Origin of the sequence: Endozoicomonas sp. ONNA1, assembly GCF_024606325.1 — a bacterium.
GTDB lineage: Bacteria > Pseudomonadota > Gammaproteobacteria > Pseudomonadales > Endozoicomonadaceae > Endozoicomonas_A.
In genome coordinates this window covers 1-21194 of the sequence record NZ_JAHHPN010000196.1, presented here as the reverse complement: position 1 = coordinate 21194, position 21194 = coordinate 1, and the positions used below count along the sequence as shown (strand labels likewise).

Annotated in this window: 20 protein-coding genes; 10 read left to right on the top strand and 10 right to left on the bottom strand. The window is 42.7% G+C overall.

Going from position 1 to position 21194, the window contains the following annotated elements; translation table 11 throughout:
• Positions 1-83 precede the first annotated feature (83 nt).
• From KDK19_RS04580 to KDK19_RS04545, 8 genes are all read left to right on the top strand, one after another.
• Positions 84-539 carry a S26 family signal peptidase gene (locus KDK19_RS04580; protein WP_257291432.1) on the top strand — a complete coding sequence of 152 codons (456 nt, stop codon included), beginning with the start codon at positions 84-86 and terminating at the stop codon, positions 537-539.
• 53 nt (positions 540-592) lie between these two features.
• On the top strand, positions 593-772 hold the full coding sequence (locus tag KDK19_RS04575; protein ID WP_257291431.1) for a hypothetical protein: 180 nt from the start codon (positions 593-595) through the stop codon (positions 770-772).
• 88 nt (positions 773-860) lie between these two features.
• A complete protein-coding gene (locus KDK19_RS04570) occupies positions 861-1238 on the top strand; it encodes a lipoprotein (protein WP_257291430.1) in 378 nt (125 codons plus the stop codon).
• Positions 1239-1249: 11 nt separating this feature from the next.
• Positions 1250-2074: a conjugal transfer protein TraF gene (locus tag KDK19_RS04565; protein ID WP_257291429.1), complete on the top strand. Its 825-nt coding sequence runs from the start codon at positions 1250-1252 to the stop codon at positions 2072-2074.
• A 15-nt stretch (positions 2075-2089) separates the two neighbouring features.
• Positions 2090-3478 (top strand): conjugal transfer protein TraH, encoded by a 1389-nt coding sequence (locus KDK19_RS04560; RefSeq protein WP_257291428.1) that lies wholly within the window; start codon positions 2090-2092, stop codon positions 3476-3478.
• The gene (locus tag KDK19_RS04555) at positions 3456-6842 is read left to right on the top strand and encodes a conjugal transfer protein TraG N-terminal domain-containing protein (protein ID WP_306801307.1); all 3387 of its coding nucleotides are present in this window, start codon (positions 3456-3458) and stop codon (positions 6840-6842) included. The genes KDK19_RS04560 and KDK19_RS04555 overlap by 23 nt, the downstream gene beginning before the upstream one ends.
• Before the next feature lie 36 nt (positions 6843-6878).
• Positions 6879-7097 carry a hypothetical protein gene (locus KDK19_RS04550; protein WP_257291427.1) on the top strand — a complete coding sequence of 73 codons (219 nt, stop codon included), beginning with the start codon at positions 6879-6881 and terminating at the stop codon, positions 7095-7097.
• A 17-nt stretch (positions 7098-7114) separates the two neighbouring features.
• The gene (locus KDK19_RS04545; protein ID WP_257291426.1) at positions 7115-8095 is read left to right on the top strand and encodes a S49 family peptidase; all 981 of its coding nucleotides are present in this window, start codon (positions 7115-7117) and stop codon (positions 8093-8095) included.
• Between the two features lie 40 nt (positions 8096-8135).
• Here KDK19_RS04545 and mobF read toward each other — a convergent pair whose 3' ends face one another.
• The 3 genes from mobF to KDK19_RS04530 form a co-directional block, all read right to left on the bottom strand.
• The gene (gene mobF, locus KDK19_RS04540) at positions 8136-10955 is read right to left on the bottom strand and encodes a MobF family relaxase (protein WP_257291425.1); all 2820 of its coding nucleotides are present in this window, start codon (positions 10953-10955) and stop codon (positions 8136-8138) included.
• A gap of 83 nt (positions 10956-11038) precedes the next feature.
• Complete coding sequence (traD, locus tag KDK19_RS04535; protein WP_257291424.1) at positions 11039-12982, bottom strand: type IV conjugative transfer system coupling protein TraD; 1944 nt, start codon at positions 12980-12982, stop codon at positions 11039-11041.
• Entirely contained in the window at positions 12979-13260 is a 282-nt protein-coding gene (locus tag KDK19_RS04530) for a hypothetical protein (protein ID WP_257291423.1), read from the bottom strand. Before KDK19_RS04530 ends, traD begins: the two co-directional genes overlap by 4 nt.
• 424 nt (positions 13261-13684) lie before the next feature.
• On the opposite strand from KDK19_RS04530, the gene KDK19_RS04525 reads away from it, so the two are divergent.
• On the top strand, positions 13685-14002 hold the full coding sequence (locus tag KDK19_RS04525; RefSeq protein ID WP_257291422.1) for a hypothetical protein: 318 nt from the start codon (positions 13685-13687) through the stop codon (positions 14000-14002).
• Between the two features lie 67 nt (positions 14003-14069).
• On the opposite strand, the gene KDK19_RS04520 is transcribed toward KDK19_RS04525, so the two are convergent.
• The 3 genes from KDK19_RS04520 to KDK19_RS04510 form a co-directional block, all read right to left on the bottom strand.
• Positions 14070-14432 carry a hypothetical protein gene (locus KDK19_RS04520; protein WP_257291421.1) on the bottom strand — a complete coding sequence of 121 codons (363 nt, stop codon included), beginning with the start codon at positions 14430-14432 and terminating at the stop codon, positions 14070-14072.
• A gap of 279 nt (positions 14433-14711) precedes the next feature.
• Positions 14712-15251 carry a hypothetical protein gene (locus KDK19_RS04515; protein WP_257291420.1) on the bottom strand — a complete coding sequence of 180 codons (540 nt, stop codon included), beginning with the start codon at positions 15249-15251 and terminating at the stop codon, positions 14712-14714.
• A gap of 54 nt (positions 15252-15305) precedes the next feature.
• The gene (locus KDK19_RS04510) at positions 15306-15770 is read right to left on the bottom strand and encodes a hypothetical protein (RefSeq protein ID WP_257291419.1); all 465 of its coding nucleotides are present in this window, start codon (positions 15768-15770) and stop codon (positions 15306-15308) included.
• Positions 15771-16106: 336 nt separating this feature from the next.
• On the opposite strand from KDK19_RS04510, the gene KDK19_RS04505 reads away from it, so the two are divergent.
• Positions 16107-16250 carry a hypothetical protein gene (locus KDK19_RS04505; RefSeq protein WP_257291418.1) on the top strand — a complete coding sequence of 48 codons (144 nt, stop codon included), beginning with the start codon at positions 16107-16109 and terminating at the stop codon, positions 16248-16250.
• A 221-nt stretch (positions 16251-16471) separates the two neighbouring features.
• On the opposite strand, the gene KDK19_RS04500 is transcribed toward KDK19_RS04505, so the two are convergent.
• The 4 genes from KDK19_RS04500 to KDK19_RS04485 form a co-directional block, all read right to left on the bottom strand.
• The gene (locus KDK19_RS04500; RefSeq protein ID WP_257291417.1) at positions 16472-16903 is read right to left on the bottom strand and encodes a hypothetical protein; all 432 of its coding nucleotides are present in this window, start codon (positions 16901-16903) and stop codon (positions 16472-16474) included.
• Positions 16904-17175: 272 nt separating this feature from the next.
• Positions 17176-18789 (bottom strand): DNA sulfur modification protein DndB, encoded by a 1614-nt coding sequence (locus KDK19_RS04495; RefSeq protein WP_257291416.1) that lies wholly within the window; start codon positions 18787-18789, stop codon positions 17176-17178.
• Between the two features lie 134 nt (positions 18790-18923).
• A complete protein-coding gene (locus tag KDK19_RS04490) occupies positions 18924-20531 on the bottom strand; it encodes a DUF4942 domain-containing protein (RefSeq protein WP_257291415.1) in 1608 nt (535 codons plus the stop codon).
• A 142-nt stretch (positions 20532-20673) separates the two neighbouring features.
• Positions 20674-21054 (bottom strand): DUF6573 family protein, encoded by a 381-nt coding sequence (locus tag KDK19_RS04485; RefSeq protein WP_257291414.1) that lies wholly within the window; start codon positions 21052-21054, stop codon positions 20674-20676.
• Between the last annotated feature and the right edge of the window lie 140 nt (positions 21055-21194).

Sequence of the window (21194 nt, the reverse complement as noted above, 5' to 3'; positions counted from 1 at the left end):
TCAGGGATTTGCAAATTATATAAAAACATATAATATTAAGGTTATAAAGATTTTCGCATGCGAAAAATTACAAGGAACGTATTATGAACAAAAAACTCGTTAAGAAAGTGGCAGCCATCTGCCTCTTCGCATTACCCCTGCTCTACTTATTTCCAAACATCATCATTGTTACGTCCCGCAGTATTGATAAGCGTGTTCTATGGATAACTGATGCAGAACCAGAGAAAGGTGATTATGTGCTATTTGAGCTTGCCCATGAACTGGTGGGTGATGCTCCAGTAAAAATAACTAAACAAATTGGTTGTTATGCCGGAGACATACTCACAGTCAATAACCGTAGTTATTACTGCAACGATGAGTATCTAGGGTATGCAAAATCCAAAGGGCTCAAAGGCCAACCACTCCCACAATTTGAGTTCAATGGTGTCATCCCTGACGGCATGGCTTTTGCGTACGGTTCGGACAAGGACAGCTTTGATTCCAAGTATTGGGGTTTTCTGAATCTGGAGAACGCAACCAAACTCGAAGCCTTATTTTAACGGCCATACGAAATAGAGTGCAGGACATGTAATTGATACGAGGAGAATAAATAATGAAAATTAAACCAGGCTCAGGGAAGTACTTTTTCTGGTCATTGCTGTTAGGGACACTGAGCGGTGCTGCCCTGCTGCTCATTGAAGCCCCTCAGATTATGATTGCGTCAATTCCAGCTGGTGTTACTGCTGGGGCAGTTTTTGCCTTCAGAAGTGAATGGCAATATAAATCAGAATAAAATGCACCCCAAAAATCTATAGAATTGAAGTTCATGGATTGGGTATCCATTGGAACCTTAAAAAAACTAAAACAGAAGGATTACTATCATGAAAAAAATACTGACTACATTTATCTCGCTTCTCCTTCTGGCTGGCTGTTCAACCATGAAAAATGGCACAACACAAGACGTGTCGTTTAACAGCAACCCCGTGGGGGTTGAAATCTACGAGAGAACCTTTTCAGGCGAGAAGTTGCTTGGTGTTACCCCTACCAAAATCACTCTTTCTAAGGGGTTAATCAAGAATCTCATATTCAGGAAAGAAGGTTATAAGCCAGAACCTTTCGTTTTATATGGCAAGGTAGACTCCACAAGCTATGCAAATGCAGCAAACCTCATGGTGGGTGACGCGATTGATAACTTTACAGGTGCAAAATATAAGTTTGAAGAAAATGAAATATTCATCTCATTAAAGCCAGCCGAATAAAAGGTGCTCTTATGGACATGGCATTGAAGGCAGGGGTAGTCATCCTAACACTCTTACTTTTCACAAATCCCAGTGGCAGCCACGCATCGACTTACGATCATGCCGACAAAAAAGGCTACTGGTGGAATGAAGAGCCAGTACCTGATGAAGAAGAAGCGTTGATTGAGGAAAAAGAGTACTCTCCTCCTCCTTTGCCTAGCCAACAAAAAATGATGGACATGCATCCTCAGCAGCTTGAAAAGCTGCTTGATCAACATAGGGATTATGCTCTTTACAAACTTACTCCTGAAGCTACGACTAATTACTACTTGGTTCAGGACGTTGCACGACGCAAGGCAAGGGCTTTTACCGCCCTTTCATCATATGTCATGCTTCAAAATCCTGAGTTGAATGCCAGGGGATCGTACCCGGTTAACAATCCGGGTCGTAAAGCGCAGAAGCAGGTTAATGAGCAGCAAATGAACCACAAAATTGCTCGTTACCGTAATAACTACGCACTGGTCTTTCTGACCACAAAAACATGCCCTTATTGCAAGGTACAGAGAAACATACTGAAGTACTTCAGAGACAAGAATGGCTGGGCAATTAAAGAGATAGATATAGACCAAGTGCCTGATGTCGCTCTTAGATTTAACGCAAAAGTAACCCCAATGACTCTACTTATCGAGCGTGGTAGTGAACGTTGGATGCCAATCACTGTAGGGGTTGAGAGTTTATCTGTTGTTGAGCAAAACACGTATAGAGCTATCAGGCTTTTAAGAGGAGAGATAAAGCCAGAACAGTTCTTCACAAATGAAAGTCAGGAAGGCGGTTACTTCGACCCGTCAGTTTACTAGCAAGGAGGCTTAGGGATGAAACTGATAAACAGGCTTCTGGTTAAAGTGATGGTTGTCCTTCCTTTACCTCTATACGCTGGCGGTTGGGTTGACGATTGGTTTGATAATGCCAATGTAGGCAGCTCCAGCAGTTACGAGAGTCAGAAAAGAGGATACTACTCAGCCGGTTCATTCTCTGGACGTATCAACATGGGAAATGACAGTCTCGTCACCATCGCCAAGCCGAGAATCTCTGCTGGTTGCGGCGGCATTGATGCCTTTATGGGCGGCATTTCATTCCTGGATGCAGACTACCTGGTTGAAAAGCTTGAAAACATGCTTCAAGCTGCACCCGCTGTTGCTTTTGATATGGCTCTGAAAACCATGTGTAAAGAGTGCAGTGAGACTATTACAAAAATGGAAGCGGCGTCTGACTGGCTCAATTCACTCCAGTTAAATGAATGCGCGGCCACACAAAAGTTTGTTTCTGTGATTAAAGAAGGAGCCCCTGAGGCTCTATCCGCAACCTGGAATGAAATAAATAATGGAGTTTCTCTTGATGAGGCAATGGATCGTTCCTGGCAAGAAGCTCAGGAAAAGGTCAAAGCTAACGACGGTGAAGCTACCGCTGATCTGAAAATTGCAACTTCGGGATGCCCAGCAGAGTTTAAAGCAGTATTTAAAACAGGATCTGTACTGGCACACGCTACTGCTAAGGTGGGTATGGGAGATTATTCCGATCTTATGAGAGGGTTTATCGGTGATGTCATGATCAAGGCCACTGCCGCTGAAAAGATACCTCTTGCTGAGAAAGTATTAGCATGCAAAGAAAATCGCCAGACCACCATTGATGACATACTGACAGGTAATCTATATAAACAATCAGCTACAGGTGTCTGTAGCAAAGACACAACTACATCTCTCGTAAAATACGTAGAAGATAACCTCAAATCCATCTCAGGAAAAATAAAAAACGGGCAACAACTGGCAGAAGATGAAGAAAGCTTCATCAAAACAACCACCTCACTTCCAATTTATCGCTCACTAGTTGATGGAATTGCCAGAGGTAATGTTGATACAAAAATCATAATGATGCGAGATATTGTTGCAGTTACCTACGCACATGCCATATTCAACGACCTTTATGCCCATATAGACCGAGCTTTCAAATATATAGAAAAAGTAGCGACAAATCCCGGGATTGCTGCCAGTGCTTCAGGCCAACAGTGCAACCTGCAAGTTTATCAGCAGCCTATAGCTCAATTCAGAGGTCTCCATAGCATGCTATACACCTACAGAGAAATGTCGCTTGCGGATTACAACAACAAGATAATCGACCTGAACAATGCTCTCGAAGTAGCAAGAAGTATGAAGCAGGAAGGTGACAATACCAGAGCAGTAAATGCGCTGGATTATCATAAATAAGGGTGAATCAATGATAAGGTTCCTCTCTCACTTTCTCATTCTGACACTGCTCCCGGCTTCCGCCCTTGCTGTGGAGCTGGATTTCTATACCTTTGGTGGCTTCCAGGAAACGGTAGATGCCTTTAAACGTATAGCTCTCATATTTAACAATGATATATTCATTGGAATATTCTATGTCTTTGCAGTACTTGGACTCTTCATTGGCTATGCCATTCATTCTGGCAACCAGGTTCTCAATAGTGCAGACGGACAGGCAAAGCCCTCTATGCGCGTTCTCTTCACTGTTGCCATAGGGATAGCCATATTTCAAGGCACCGTCATGTCAAAGGGTGAAATAACTGTTTACGACGAGCAACTAAACCAATTTGAAACAGTTCAAAATATTCCTGATATTATTGTCTTGGCATCAGGATTCACTAATCTTGCTGAGAGGGCTGTTACAGAAATTGTTGATAATAGTTCTGCAACAACCTTCAAAGACTATGCTGGCGGGGTAAATTACAAACTTATTTATGATGCCGTTACCAAAACAACTAGCTTTAAACAATTTTACGCCATTAAATCACTACAGAAATTTTATCAGGAATGCTCTCTTCTACCTCTCAGCACAAATACAACTGATTTTAACCTTGAAAGCCTGAAGTCGGATACAAAGGACATATTTGGCTATCTTGAAAAGTTGAAATCACCGTCAAGCTTTACCGTCTACTATACATCCACCAATAAAGAAGGTGGTCTTGTATCTTGTTCTCAAGCCTACGATCTACTAAAGCCAATATTCACAACAGATACATCTTATACCGATTATCTCAACTCTATCTGTGAGAGCAATGGCTTTAAAACATCTGTAGCAGCTCAACTCGCCAGATGCAAAGTTGTAATTGAGAAGGCTGTTCAGGGAATTTACAGCGATACAACTCTGGACTATATAAGCGTGATGAAAAACTACCTAGTGGGATTGGCTATTACAGATGCTGTCCAGCAGGAAAATCCAGATATAGGAACAACTGCTCTTAGTAATCGAGCAATGCTAAACGACGGTATTGGCACATCAGTTGCCGCAAATAACTGGCTTCCGACCATCAAGTCGGTTGTCACATCCATCATTCTTACTATTACCCCTATTCTTCTTCTGTTTCTTGTAACGGGATTGGCATGGAAAGTACTCAATATAATATTCTCACTCTTTGCATGGCTTGCAATCTGGGGTGTTTGTGACGCACTTCTGCTTCAAAGCATTACAGATCAGACCTACGCAACATTTACCGAAGTTGTAAATCATGACATGGGCTTAACTGCAATAATGCTTACACCTGGCGCAGCAATGAAGAGCCTCGGAATTATGGGTGAAGCAAGAGGAATGGGTATTACCATAGCCTCATTTATCGCTGTTACTTTATTCAGAATAAATGCTTATGCATTCAGTCAGGTTGGGCAGAACTTCACTAATCAAATTAATAAACACGGTGAACAGTCATCCCAAATCGCCAATAACTCAGAACAAGGTGGTCAATTCTCTGAACAGGTAGTCAATGGCAATAGCTATATCGCATCAATGTCACATACAGGCTACGAACCTGCACTCAGTGCAGCAACGTTCAATCAGACAAGTCAGATAATGACTGGAGCAAGCATATCCAACAGCCTTGGTGGAGGAAGCCCTTTCAGTGCTGCTGCAAGAAGTGCTGACTCAAATACTATGTCCACCTTTAAAGGTGTTCGCAGTAATGAAATGTTGATGGATAGACATGGTGGTTTAACTAACACAGCTGAAAGTTTAGCGGGTCTCTCTGCCGGTAGCCAGTCTGGTAGTCTCACCGGAACAGAAAAAGCATCTATGCCGGGAGCAACACTGTTTGATACCTCAGAACGTACCTCTGAGATTGAAACAGAAAAAAGGGTTGGCGATAGTTTAGGTATACAGAATGCAGCATTGTCAGCAGGGGTATCCGTATCTGAAAACTCTGCAAAAATCACAGAACAAAATACCATTATGTCCAGAGGCCAGGCAGATAATATCGAGTCTGTTGTTGAACAGGTTCAACAGTCGAACCCTGATATTACTGTCCCTGAAATAGCAAAGAACTATGCAGCTATTCAAAACAGAGAACCCCAAGGCAGGCTTCTTGCTACAGATGGGGATTCTTCTCTACACACAACACAGTCTCAGGAGCAGTCTGTAGCTGGCCTTTATGAATGGCAGGCATATAAGACAGCATTGGAAACCAATGATATTAATGTTGCACAAGCTGCATGGGCTAAAGGCAGTATTCAGGGCTTCGCAGATTACGGGAGACTTGCTGCGTATACCGTATCAGGTGGGGAACGTATTTCACAAGCGGAAACAGACATGGCCTTAAGATCTGCATTTAAAGGTGAAGCATCTCACAACGCTGTTATGCAGCAGGAATATGGCAACTACGAATCATTCTACAGTGATCTTGCACAACATAGTCATTTGATGGAGTACTCTGGAGTTAGGAATTTCATGGCCTTGGCAGAGTCTATTGGTATTGATCAAAACGATCTTGCAGTTGCAATGACTGGCCAGTCATCATTAGCTCTGTCTGGAGAACAGGCACAAATACTTTACGATAAAGGTATTCTAACAGGCTCACAGTACAGCTCACTCGAAGAAGGAGGAAGCTGGGCTATATCACAGTCTTTAGGCAACATCCTCACCTCATCATCTAGCTCAGGCCAAAGCGCAGTGCAAGACAGTAGTTCTTCTTTGAATAATCAACAATCTATAACTGGAGGGCTATATTTTGCTCAAGGCACTACAACATTCGACTACTTCACTCGTGATGATTATGCACTAAGGGAAGATCATGCACAGAGAGTTCTTGATGGTGATGAAAACACTCGACAAGCCTGGATTCAAAATATGGCCTCAAGCCTTTCCTTAATATCTTCAAACACAAGACTTGATACTGAAAATCAAAGCGCAAATCTTGGGGCTGGCTTACCGGGAGGCAGTGCAGGTAAAGGAGCTTCTATTGGTGTAGCAATGTCTAATCAGGACACTGAGAGCACTTCTTACAACATTGACCGGGCAATAGTGTCAAAGATAATCGACGGCTCTAAGCATTGGGTTGAAACAAGCGGAATAGCTGATGAACAAAAAGCTAAAATGCTATCCGATAAAGTTTCTTCAGTTTATGAGGAGGTATACGAAGTCCGTGAAAGTGCAGCCAAAGATAGTACAAAAGGGGTAGATATAAATAGCGATCTTAGCATCCTAATGGAGAGACACGGCCTTCCTTATAACCATTTAGATTTAAATAAAGAGGTAGACTATCCTCTTCCTAAAGGCATGGAAGCCTATGAACGTTATCTCCAACCAACGGAACCTGTAAAATAAACAACTACCGTTAAAACAATTAACAAGGAGAAGATTATGAATCTAAAGACATATCTATTTAATTTAAAAGAAAGCGAAATAATAAAATCACTGAGGGAACTAGTATCATATCTTTTCGATCAGGCAGATTCAGATACCCCGAACGGTGATTTATTTCAGGAAGAATTAGAACGTACATCAGATGCTGTTGGCCTCCCCTACTCTCCAGTAGGAATGGCTAAAATAGCCGATGAGCAGTTGCATCAACAGGAATAAAGATGACTTAATCGCAAATGGATATTGCACATATGACTAATAGTGAAGACAAATTACTGAAGAATATCTCTAAGGAAATACTTAGGGAGGCCACTCTCTCCAGAAGACAGGCAAATATCAGAACATTCTTCTTCATATTACTGTTCGGAGGGCTTTTTGTTTTCAACCTGATTTCAAATAACGAGAAAATTACAATTCCTGAAGGTGAGCCTTACGTATCTATAGTCCGCATAAATGGTGTAATAGACGTTTCCAGCAGTGCCAGCCCAAGGTTCCTCGAACCAATCCTTACTAGAGCTTTCTATGATAAACAGTCTAAAGGTGTACTACTGTTGATCAATAGTCCTGGTGGCACACCTGTTCAAAGCCATATACTCCACAAGCTAATTACACACCTTAAAGACAAAACAGGTAAAAAAGTTGTTGCTGTTGGTGAAGACATGTTGACCAGTGGTGCTTATATGCTTGCCACATCAGCAGACCAGATATATGTGAATGAATCGACCATGACAGGCAGCATTGGTGTTGTTCAGCAAAGTTACGGATATTCTGCATTACTGGAACAGATTGGTGTTGAAGCCAGAACCATTCAAGCCGGTGAGAACAAAGTACGCCTGAATCCTCTTCTTCCTACTAATCAAAAAGACCTTGAAAAGATACAAGGTGTTCTTAATCAGGTACATGAAAACTTTATTGAGGTTGTCCGGTCAGGTCGTGGAGAAAGGCTTATAGAAGATAGTGTTGGCCTGTTCTCAGGCGATTACTGGACAGGAAAGACCGCAGTTACCTACGGCCTTGTTGATGGCATAGGCTCGGCCAATGAGATAATGGCGAAAGAGTTCTCTGTCGAGCACGCCAAAGACTATTCACAACAGCGGGGGATCATGTCAGGCTTGTCCGATATGCTCTCATCCGTTATCGCTGACTCCCTGGTGAAAGCCTCACAGACTATAAACATACAATCATTACAGGGCACTCCACAACCAAGACTCCAATAACCGCTATTTTCGCATGCGAAAACTTTGGCCTATAAAAAGGTCAAAGTTCAAGCTCTAGGCTGATTTCTTTGAACTTTTGGCTTATCTTCTTGCCAGCTTCTACAGCTTTATCTTTCATAGTATCTATTAGCCCATCTTTATCAAAACCAGCCCGTTCAGCTCTAGCTCTATACTCCTTTACAGCACTAGACTTCTCACCTGAACGTTCAGAAATAGCTTCAGTCAGCTTCTTGCTATCTTCCGTGAATATCATTGCCTTGTCTCTAGCCCTTGATATACCAACGTAAAATGATGCCTGGTTTATCAGATTCTTTCGCCAGCTTTCTGCCATCACTGCAACTTTATCAAAAGTCATACCCTGAGAGGCAAAAGCCGTAACAGCATAATTATGATCCATGTGTTTGTCTGTTTTAGTGTCCAAGGTTTTCTCTCCACCACGTTGAAAACCAACCTTTACTTTCCCGTCTTCAATACTTAGTACTTTTCCTGTATCACCGTTTCTCAAGTCCCTATCAGGTAGGTTCTTTTTCCAACGAATGGTATCGCCAACAGCAAACTTTCTCTCCTGCTCCCGGTAGACTTCTACACCATTTCTTGCACTACCAGCCACTTTCGAAGGATTCCAGATTAGCTTGCGATCATTTGACTTTAAGACAACCGTGTCACCTTTAACCTGATCTACCTTGAACCTCTCACTACGCTTCACGCCAAGCCGTTTTTGATCCTTTCCAAATTCAACAACATCACCTTTGTTATAAAACTGCGCTCTTGCTTTTTGGGCTCTTGAAAGCCCCCTGTTAATCAGAACGTCAGACGTATGCTTGTCCTGGCCTAGAATACCCTCTTTCTTTAATCCATCACGAATCAATGTCATCACAGCCTGTCTAGTTTCGTTATCCGGTATCACAATCAGCATATTTTTCCGCTCTTCCGGACGTAGCTTTAAGTACTCATCAGCAATCATTTTAATTCTTTCACTTTGCTCCCGTACTTCTTTAATATCGTTTTTGATAGATGCCATTGCCTGTATTGGGGTTTTATTAATCATGCCTTTAACAGCTTTAAGAAGATCGCGGTTGCGCTGTCTGCGAATGGTTTTCATTTCGGCATGTTTCATGCCATTATCCATCAGCTGATGAAAAGGTTTACCCCACTCGATTGCACCGATCTGCGCTTTATCGCCTACCAATACCACCCGGCTTTTAGCCTTCCGACTCAAAGTTAAAAGAGAAGCCATATCTTTAGAATTAATTAATGACGCTTCATCAACTACCCACATCTCCTTACTACCCTTCAGCTTTCCTTTGGCAAGCAGACTTTCCTTATCATTAATAAATGAGGCAAGCGTCTGAGATTTTATACCGCTTCCTTTCTCTAGCTCCCCTGCCGCTGTGGCAGAAAAAGCTGCACCCTGTAGCTTATAATCTGAAGCTTCTGCTATCTCCCTGACTTGGGACAGCATGAAGGTTTTACCGGTCCCAGCATAACCCTGAACAGCAACGACACGATCTCTTGAACCAATGGCAACCCTGACGGCTTCCTCCTGATCTTTCTCTAACCCTTTTCCCTCCAAATGGTCATTAATTAGACCTAGACTGGCAATACTCCTGACCTCTTTTTGCCCATGTCGCATAAGATCAATGGTGTACTTTTCAGTCTTTAACGCAGCAGGCGTTGTAAAAGCCCTTACACTCTTCAGGCTAGATTTTATAATCTCCTTTTGCCTAACAAGCTTATCAATAGCTGTCGATATATCTCCTGTCGAGTGATTACCCATAGATGCTTTGATAGCAGTACTAAATATATCTTTCTCAAGGAAAACAGCCTCTTTCTCTGAAAGGTGCTTATATGCAAACCGAACATCATCCAGTGCGCTTTTACTAACTTCAATATCAGATTTACCTTGTGACGTTTGGCTATAACTGGAGTCATCAGAAACCATCTCATTGGGTTTCTCAGTCTGTTTTTCTCGACTCTCATTAATTGCTTTATTTGGGTCAAACTTAAGATCTGCTAACTCTTTGTCCCACCGGTTAATAAGTTGTGCTGCATTTGCTTTTTGTTTTGACTTTCGCGTGGCTAATGCTGCGGCCTGCATACCTTTTGTTGTTTTTATATCCCTATCTTCAGCCGCTTTTTTTATAGCTTCACGTCGCTTTGAAAAGTTTTTAATGACATCCTTTGGTACTGAACTAATCTCAAAGAAACCTTTCTGATTATCAACATTTATATCATAACCGAGGTCTTTAACTGCTTTTGCAAGTTCTGATCGGTAGACCTGTCCGGCCAGCATCGAGTTATCATAAATGGTTCTGGAATCCAGGCTTCTAAGTTCACCATCCTGCCGTTTTGTGACGTTCAGGACAACGTTATGAGTATGCAACTGAGGGTCAAGATCCCTGGATGTGGTATGAGTAAATGAAGCGGCAGCAAGATTCTCAGTGTTTACATTAACAGTCTGGCCTGACATCGTTACTCTGGTAGTTATCATGTTCTTCTCTATGTATCCAAGAGCATGACTGACCGCCTTTTTGTGCGCTTCTACGAGACGTTTATCACCCCCGGCCAGAGCAAGTATTGATACACTTTTGGGTGCAGAAAAGGTCACATCCCAACCTTTGGTATGCTCTTTATCTCCGTTACCAGTCGAGCGACCAAGCTCTACACCATCAAACTTTCCTTCAAGTGCATTTTTGAATTGCTGTATATCAACCTTTCCCTCAAGGCCGAGTTCCTTCGCACCCTCCCCTTGCCACTCAGACTGAATGGTTGACTCATCATCACCTTTTGCGTAATAGTCCTCGTCCTTGAAGTAGTTTGTTGCCGCACCTGACGAACTGATCTTCTGAAGAGAAATCATACCTGCATCCCTGCAAATCTATTTATCGTAAACCCATAAAATAACCGAAATGGAGAATCAGAAAACATAATTCTCCACGTCAATCAGCCAATGTCAGCACCTATGTCATCTGCAATTGACGGCTCAGATATATTGTCTTGGTCAGTCTGTTCATCCCCATAACTAAAAGGCTCGTCCTGGCGAAAAGAATACTCATCCTTTGATTCCATGACAGGAGACTCACTGATATAGGGTTCACGCCTTTCTGTAAATTCAGTAGAGTGATCTTCGTTGCTTTCATCTTCGTTTAAGCTGCTACTTGCAGCTAACACCTTAGGTATAAAACCTTCAGCCACTACCTTGTAATTTCTGATTTTACTGACGAATCGAGCTAAGGGTAATCCGCGACCAAAACGAATATAACCATGTAAGTCAGGAAGGTTACTTATTTCAGAAGGCAGTACGATTGGCCTTAGCCTTTTCTGTCTGGAAAGATTCACACCATCACGGATTTCATTGCTGCCATAGCTGATCCCTTCAGAGGTCTCTAGTGCCTCTGTGCTACCAAGATTTTTACTTGCCCATGTAGCACCAGCTGCTTCATCATTACAGCGGAAAACAACCCAAGTCGAGCACAGGCCAGCAATGGAGTCAGCCCCCTCTTTTGAGTAATTTCGGATAAGCTGAGAGTAGTTCTGAACACCTATTATTCCGCAGCCCCCGTACTTTCTGGACTCTGCTAAAAACTCATCCAGAGAAGGTAAACGGTTCAAACTGGGAAGCTCATCTATTAGCAGAAATATACGTCTTTCACGATCCGGTTGAAGGCTTAACAATGCATTCGATGCAGTATCAAGCCAAGCCGATATAAGCGGCCTCATTAACGCCCTTTGGTCTGCTTTGCATGAGATAAACACCCAACTATCATCATCGTCCTTTGAAACCCAATCCCGGATAGAAAAACGTTCCCCCTGATCATGCAAGAACCTGAGCGACTGAGCGTAACTGCCAATGATACCTCTGATATTGGCTGCCATTTTTTCAGCACCTTCCGACATCATAGAACGTGCATCAGTACCCTGAACCATAACCATCAGATCAGCAATACTGATTCTCAACAGGGCATTCATTAGCTTCTCTGTCGTCGGGCTCTCTGTCTTTCCGATCTTTTCACACAGAGACGAAAAAACGATCCTGGCACTCTTCGTCCAGAATGGATCAGCTTTAGGTGCATCAGGTATAAAGGACTCTGATAGCTGAATATAATCACTGCTTTCTGAGCACTCACACCATACATCCCATCTCCTTCCCCTGGCATCGAGAGGATTCAAAATAATGTCCTTACCCTCGCGGTAAAAGCTGCTTATAAAGTCACCGCCAACGTCATAAACAATAGCTCTTTTTTTAGCTTTACGGATACCAGTTAGAAGCTCTTTGTAGTTAACACTCTTACCTGTGCCTGGGCTTCCCATCAGCATGATATGGGCGACATCTGCACCTTTTGGCATCCTTACACCACAGAGATTTAAGTCGCACAGTGACGGGTCGTTTTTAGTGATCTTCTTTAGCTCATTAATCTCAACCAGTTTGCCGCCTCGCACATATTCTTCTGCACCCTGATCCTTGCCTGTACGATGTATAAACCTCAACAATATCCATGCCGCAACGAACATCCCCATAAGGCCAAGAACGAGAGCATAGATAGCCTTATAGTAAAGGTTATTAACATTGCCTATCACTTCTTTATTATGGAGTATGGAAGTAGCTCTTACTCTTCTATCACCCCCTTGCCCAGTGTTGATATTCATCACATAGTCGGTGTCTTTCATCCCTTCAACAAACACCCAGCTTTCACCCCATTTAAAGCCGAGATAGCGTTCAACAGGTTCACTATTGAGATAGAAAGCGATGCTCGCAACAACCAACCAGATAAAGAGGCAGGCTTTAAAAAACTGCTTGAAAACCTGAAATATCATGCGAATAAAGTGGATGGTAGTCTGCCCGCCCCTGGTAAAGTCACCCACACCGGAATCTCTGAAAATGCTCATGATTCCTCCCTTAATCTTTTAATTGCATCCCTGGCCTGCTGCCTTCCTTTTTCATAAAGTTCAGGGTCTTTATCCTTAACCTGTACTGCTGACATGGCATAAGCTTGGATCGTTGTATTAATCAGTAAATCCAACTTTTCTGAGATTATCTGGTCAAGAAATATGGCTTTTTCTATCAAATCCTGCCCATACTGATAGCGCGATATACCCCTCTTTCTGGCCTGCTTTCTCAGGTATCTATCCGCATCATCCGAGATTCTGACATTGAGTTGCTGCATCCTGCCTGCTCCGTAGAGTGTTTTTCACCCTTTTAAATAACATTATATAAAATCATATAGCAACTATTTCGGTAGTAGCGCATATAAATTAATGAAAACAGATGGATATAGTTGTCAGAGATAGCACTATAGCTATCCTGCGCGTAGCGCATAAACCCTTTGTAAAGCAAAGGGTTAGCTTTTGCAGCGATAGCTGCATAGGGTGTGACGAATTTTCAGGGAGCCTTCCAACGGAAGCGACCAATAACCTATATTCCTGGGTTCCCATTAAAACCTCAGGACTTGAAACTATCTCTCTTTAGGCAGAGAATATTATATACTTCTATATAGTGGTTAGTTCTTCCGGTGCTTCAGAAATTGCCCAGTAAACCAACCGTAGTCAAAAAGTAGACGGATCGTAAACCAAACAGCAAAGGTGAATATTATGGCAAGGAAGAAAGGAAGCTTATTCAGCAGGCAGTCAAAAGCAGAGCAACAAACCATCTCTTTCAAAGTACCCAAGTCTGTCAAAGACAGAGAGGCAGACATTAACCGACGACTGGCAGCTATTGATAAGGAGTTGAATTTCAGTCTCTCTGAAGTTTCAAGACAGGCCGCACTTGAAGCAATTAACGATGCTGAAAAAGAAGTAGAGAAGTTGGAAAAAGAGAATCAAGCCAGTGAACCGGCAACCTCCAGGAAGACTCTGGAATATTCATCTGAGTCATCCCAGACAGAACATCAGCAGTATGAAGAACTCTAGTAAAAAAACGACCTAAGTACTGCTCAGGCCGTTCTATCTCAATAAGGTCTTTTTGCTGTAGACCTTATTATGACACCACCGCACAATCAGGCCTTCCCCTACCTCTCTGGTAACACCACATTAATGCCTGCACTGTCTCATAAGTTTGAGGGTTATCCATCGAATAGTTCTCTTTGATCGTGTCTGCCAGAAAAGCAAAAGTGAATACTGCTCCCCCCCTCGCTTCTCGGCCATTGAGCAGATGAGAAAAACAGGCGATGCCATGATGAACGGTTTTCAAAACATCCTCTGGCATTGGCTTACATTCAGCAATCCATTTACCTGACACCCAGCGAATTGTATCCATGCCCCATTTCTGAAAACTCAGCTCAACATCATTTGCATGGACAGTATCAATATCAATACTGTATTTGATTTTGTACTGGTTCATGATGCCATCCTAGTCAACCGGATCTCTTCAATTCTTCGAAGCCCATTCTTAGGCGTTTTAAAAATCCTTATCCCTTTTGATATGACTTCATTGCCAATAACATCAGACTGTTTCAAACGTGATATAATTAGCGCTCTGGCCTCTTTTGCACTCTTGACGGTATTAATACTACAACCTTGCTTAATATTGTCCTGATCATCCAAGCTCAATCTATCCAGTGACACTCTCATTTATTTTACCCTTTTTGGTGATGGCCTATGCCGTGCTTCTGAATCTGCTTTATATGGTGTAGATCTCCTTTGTCTGAATGTTGATCATATTGACAGAATCGGTTTTAGCCTGGAGTTCTGTAATTTCCTTCAATCCATCCACTACCGATCTAATAGCGTGGCTCGTATGCATATTAGTGCAAGGAAAGAGGTTGTAATAGATTCTGCTTTTTGCTTTTGGAAGAAAGTCTACACTCTCATGATCTGGCGCGACCACACTGAATATTTTAGACACAGGTATTACTTGCATACTGGATACCGCCCTATTATGTAGACACTCAACCATGATGAACCGCTCAATAGCTTCAGCATCTTCTTCTCTCATCTTGAAGCAGTGACTCAAAGCTACTAACTTCTGATAAAGAACTTCATCAATATACCCATAGTTAAACAGGTAATTGAACAGCATCCATGATTGCATCAAAACCCTGTCTTCATTACTGCTGCAAAATATTTCCAAATCATCAGCCGGTTTACCTTCCAGAACGGGCAATATACTTCTGACTCTTTTTTTAAAAACGGTGACAGGTTCTTTGTTCGATGCGCTCATAATATCCAACTTGATCAATCAAGAAATAGAATGAAATAAAAACAGTGGAGGGGCTTAACCCCATCGCGCACTGTTGTACTCTTCCGAGTTGTAGATAAGGTGTTGTTCAATCTCCCTGATCAAGGCCGACAGGGCTTTTTTCGATCTCGATTCATGGTCTATTTGATATATGATTGAGTGGAGAGATTTAAGAAGTTGCCACACTGAAACTTTCTCACCTGCGAGGCCAAGACTTCTGCCCTCGGTATAATCCGAAAGCTTAAAGCTCATCATTCCAGTCTCTTTCTCATTGTATCTGCGAACATAAGCACGATAGTTTTCCACAAAGATCGCTGACATCAGACGTTCTATTCCATTAAAAAGACGATTATTTTCATTTCTGGTATAGGCATCAAAGCCTAACTCATTCTTTCCCTTGACGTAGTACTTCAGCATACCCATACGATCATCGACGGCAATGCTGCCAAGAGTACGGATGCAATCAAAGTAAACGCATGGGCTGATGATCATGACTGACATTTATATATTCCTCTGGGGTTATGGCTGATGCCGGTTTGTTTTCTGAATCCTTAATATAATTTTATCTCTGTTTCTTATAAGTGTCAATAGCGACAATATAAAAAACAAACAATTTAATACCTTGCACTGCTCCAAAAAACATGCAGTTCAGGAGCCGGAACGGGTGAGCAAGTAAATGCCACAAGGCATTTAGGCGCGAGGGCTGTTAAGCCCTAAAGCAACCTAAAAAACGGGAGCAAAGCGACCTGCCTTCCTTACAGGAAGCTTTTCTGTCTGTCCCTGGGTTGCCATGCTGCTCTATCGCCGTGATCCTGATAACGACCTGGAAGAATACAGATGCAAGATCGCAGCTCTGGCGCTTGCGACAGAGACCGTCTTGTATCTGGATTCTGGAAGGTCAAGGATCACATTCAGGCGATAGAGCGGCTTGGCAGGGACTTACAGGAAACTGTGAGGCCAGAGCCCGGAGGGCGATACTAGCCCTGATCGTTACCCGAATGGGCTGAAACCCGAAGGGGTTCAGTTTCACTGGCCGAAGTTGTCCCGCGTAGCGGGTGAGGTTAGGGAAATAGAGCAGGTTCCCGGCTTCAGTCTCAAAATTGTATAAACAGCCAATCAAGAGGAATAATTGCAACAGGCTGAGACAGCAGCATTAAGCCTATTGCACCACATTGAGACTAAGATTTTCGCATGCGAAAATGCTAACCAGCCAGAGGCAATGAGAAAGAAGGAATAGATGTTCTCCAGACCACATCACAGAAGTGTGAACCTTCAACGAACTCAATATCAGAAAAACAATCCATCAATGCATAGAATTGTTTCATCGCAGCATTGGATAAGGCTACCTCAGAGGAGTAGTGTTCATTGCTATCAGGAACGACAGATAATAAAAAAAAGAACTCGCCATCCGCTCTCTTTCTAAGAATCAGAGTGACACACTCTACAGAAGGTATATAACAGTCTTCAGAAAGGAATTCAGCAATCCTTTTCAGCCATGCGTTAAACGAGGATTCACAGACCAGCTCTGGCAGGCTCATCACCTCACGGATATGATCATCACCATAATTAATGCGATACGACTTCCTTTTCACCATCGCTTGCCAGAACAGTTTTCTAAGTTCCTGATTAGACATAAACAGACATCCTTTGTCTGAGGAAGAATCACATTCTATATTAGACCATATAAATCAAATAATAAAAAACCATTGAAAAATCAGTCGTATATTCTGGGATTGGTCATCCGCAAACCATACCTAACACATATATCTACTAGCATACAATCAGATCCCTAGCACCGTCACTGCCTCGACTGAAACCTTTCGCATAGTGAAAGAATCACAATGAAAGAACAGTTAAAACGGCAATATATAAAAAGGGCAAGTCATTACCTGCCCTGTAAGAGTCATTACTGACGGTCTTCCTGTAATCTGTTCTCAATCAGTTCCATTTCAATCGTCAGACCCAGGCCAAGCGCTTTACACAGCTGCGCGGCTGTACCTTTGACACCATCGGCAGTTTTGTTCATTTTACCCAACAACACACAGCGACCATTCCAAAGATCAGAGCTACGCATCACATCCAGGTTCGAGAGTTTTTCAAAATGACTCCAGTCCACCTCATTACCCCTTTCATACTTACAGATATATTGGCCAGCAAACTGCCCAATAGCCTCCAAAAAAACCGCATGGCCGATCACAAAATTATCCCGAACATCCGGTGCAGGAATACTGCCTGAGATCATTGCGGCCCATTGCGGAATCACCTTTAGGTTCTCGAACAGCTCTTTGGTGATTTTTATATACTGCTTACGCATCTCAGAGGCAGTCGAATACTCTGTATCCACCACAACCTCGGGGAAACTATTTTTGTTTAAACCGAACAGGTGATAAATGAATTTCTGAACACTGATCAGACTCCAGAGCTTATAAGACTGCTTACCGACACTAGTGGTCTCCATCTCTATACGGCTTTTGATCTCTGGCATTTCATTGAGCAGTTCTTTGATAAACAGACCAAATTCACACCTATGGTTGTAGACAGCAGAGATAGCCGTTGACGGTTTAACGGCAGAGCAATTAATGTCACTGAACATTTGTTGGTTTGACCTCAGTCCCTGATCGTAATACAGGGTCACGGCCAGAGATTCATTTTTTAACTCTGGACATTCCCGGACAGCCAGCTCCGCTCCACGACGTCTGTGCTGCCCATCCACAATAAGCATCATCGCTTCAAGAGGAATATTCAGCAGGCCAAGCCGATCTGATGCCCCAGCAACAGGAGTAGGCTCAAAAGACATAGCGGCACTGACACAGGCGGTAATTGCAGGTAGCACATAGTTGGCAGGGTTATCTAACATATACTGAGCAATAGACTTAGCACGTTTTTCGTTAAGCTTTCGTTGCGCTCTGAGTTCCACCGGAACCTCTTCTTCATCGAAACGAAACAGTTTGATCAGATGCTTTATGGGAACCTGTGCGGTGTAGTATTCCTTCCCAGCCTGGATACCACGTACTGCTGGAAATGTGTAACTGATTTCAGAACGCGATTTAACCAGAGAATCATAATTGGCCTTTCGTCTGGCTTCTTTGGCTGCATATTCCTGCTGTTTAGCCCCAATACGATCGATTTCCTGATTAGCTTCAGCACTGAACTGCTCTTTTAACTCATCCAACACCCAGCCATTGATAGAGACCATTTCAACAGCTTGTTTCAAACGATGATCATCACCATCTTTTTCAGCCATTAAAATCTCAGAGAGCCAACTGATCTTTTGTCTTTTCTCTTCTTCAATCAGCCAACCATCCATAAACTCTTTATAGACTTCACCGGATTTGAATTCATCATCGGACGTGATGACATCAAAAATACCTCTATGCCGACCATGCCTCTTATTTAGTTTGTCGGACTTATCCAGAGCAGTCGAATAAGATTTATGCCGTGAAACACATGTTCCTTGCTCATAGGAACCTTTCTCACCACTGGACACGCTTTGGGTAGCAAAGACAAAATATGCACTCATTATTAAATGATCCTCTGGGGTAATGGCTATTGCCGTGTTCTTACTTACTACACCTGTAATATTAAGGGTTAATCATAATGATGTCAACAGAGACAACAATAAAAAATACCCTGAGTAAAACAGGGTGCGACCATTTACACCTTATCAAAACAGCCTATGACAACTCTTACACCTGCATCTTTGAACTGATCTTCTAGCACCTCAGACCATGTACAGCAAAAACCTGGAAATTCTCGCCCTCTCATACTGGCTGGTAGAATAGCCACCACAGATCCAGACTTCTTCAAAACAGACAGCGCAGCTGTCAAATGAGAGAGAGCCTGACCTTTTGCGTACGGTGGATTCATAACAATCCGGTCATACCGGTTACTGGTCTGAGTAGACCACTTTAAAAAATCATCATTGATCGCTCTTAACCCTTTCTCAGAGAGCACCTTGCAATGCAGCTCTGATAGCTCCACACAATCTGTATCTGCTGGCATTAACTCAGCCAGTGCGCCAAGCCCTGCCGATGGCTCCAGACACTTATCACCATCCTGGATGCCTGCATGTTCTATTACATGCTCTGCTAGAACCTTTGGTGTCGGATAGAACTGATGTGATTGCTTTTCAGGTACGCAGCCGCTCATAATGATCTGGTTAATAACTGGCCTACACTCGTAGGGGAAATGAAAGGTTCCGTTATTATAATTCGCTCCCAAACCTTCTAGCAGCTCAATTACTTGCTGTATAACGCTTTGGCTGGTCTCTTTCTCTCTTCTGAAACTGCACCGATTAGATTTACCCCAATGACACAGGTCTGAAAGACAATTCAGCACATCAAAATGAAGAGAGGTCTTTATCGGCTGGCTGTACTGCTTACGAGAAGGTTTACGATTTTCAGACGGTATCTGTTTCGGATAGAGCGTAGCCAGAACGTCATTCAGTCGCCATGCCATATCAGGGTGGACTTCCAGATGGCCTGTGCCTTTTTTAAAGAGCTTTAACCGAAGAGCCCCCCCATCCAGCTCGTGCCACACCCCCGTTTCATGACCTATCTCTGACAAGATCAGATAGGTGGAACTGTGGTGAATATCACCCCTTCCCATGAACTTTGATAATACACTTCTTAGATCATTGATCAGACCAGCTTTCGTGTGATTGACACACCCATAACTCTCTATGACCGTATTCATTATCATACGTTTACTGAAGCCATAGGATGAGTTTGTTACATGGACACCGCTCAAACCTCTAAAAATCCCATCAACTCTTTCAGCAAGGAATTTCAGTCTCGATTGCAAAAACTCTTGCAGTGTTGGTATGACAATATTAGCTGTGAACGGTTCAGTATCGTGATTTCTGATTTTATCGTTCCATTCATCCCGACGCTTCTCTGGCATCACATCGTAAACATCCGTGAGAGTCATGGCCTTTGACCAGTATGAGGCATCAAGAGATTTTAGAGCCCCTTCCAGATCGAACAGTTCACCAGCGAGGCGGCTCACGTTGTAGCGATGGTAATCGTCCTTTGTGTTGCCGGTAATAAAATAGTTGACCAAGCCTTTATATTCTTGATCTTTGAACACCTCACTCATCTGAGACAGCTTATTTTTCTTTTCATCCCGTTCGTTAAAAAGCTGAAGCAGCTTATTGCTTTCGTCTTTCTTCACCTGCTTAAAAAGCGACAGAAAAGAGTTAGAATGTGCAATTGTATTTTCTGAAGTTTCAGGAATAGTCTTACTCAAGGCCGAAGTATTCATTGATCACCTTTGTAGGTTATGGCTTATGCCGGACAGTTAACTTAATACTAAATCAAATATTAAACCCACCTAAAAAGAATGTCAACAAAGACAACCCAATATCAATAGGAGAGCCCGCTAACTACGGGCTCGTCAGAACGTCTTAGACATCACTTGGGGTCATTATTGTGTAAACCGGTTCTGCCCTGTCTCCTGGCCCCACATGAATAATAGTTTTCAACATCGCGTCCTGCCCTTCGTCTGGATCAGGAAAGCTGTAATCAAAGTATATCCGGGATGCTTCACCGTCTCCCATTACAATCACCTCTTTGACCTTGACACTACAGGTTAATAGAAACTCATTAAGGGCGGCTTCACATCTCCCACAGCCAGCAGCAACGTTAGCAGTTATACAGGTGTTATGCAAAAAACCGAACAATTTGGCAGTGCTGGTAACATCTATCAAGACACCATCAGCAATAGCTTCAGCTCGAGTATAAATAGAGACAATATTGGAAGTATCGAAAAGCCTATCAAAAGACATTGTTATTTCTCCTTGTTGGTTATGGCGTATGCCTGACTTAACCAGTCATCAAAAAATCCAACCTTACAATAGCGATAATGAATATTTTCGCATGCGAAACTAGATATTTTTCACAAATCTACACTATAGCTAACATATAT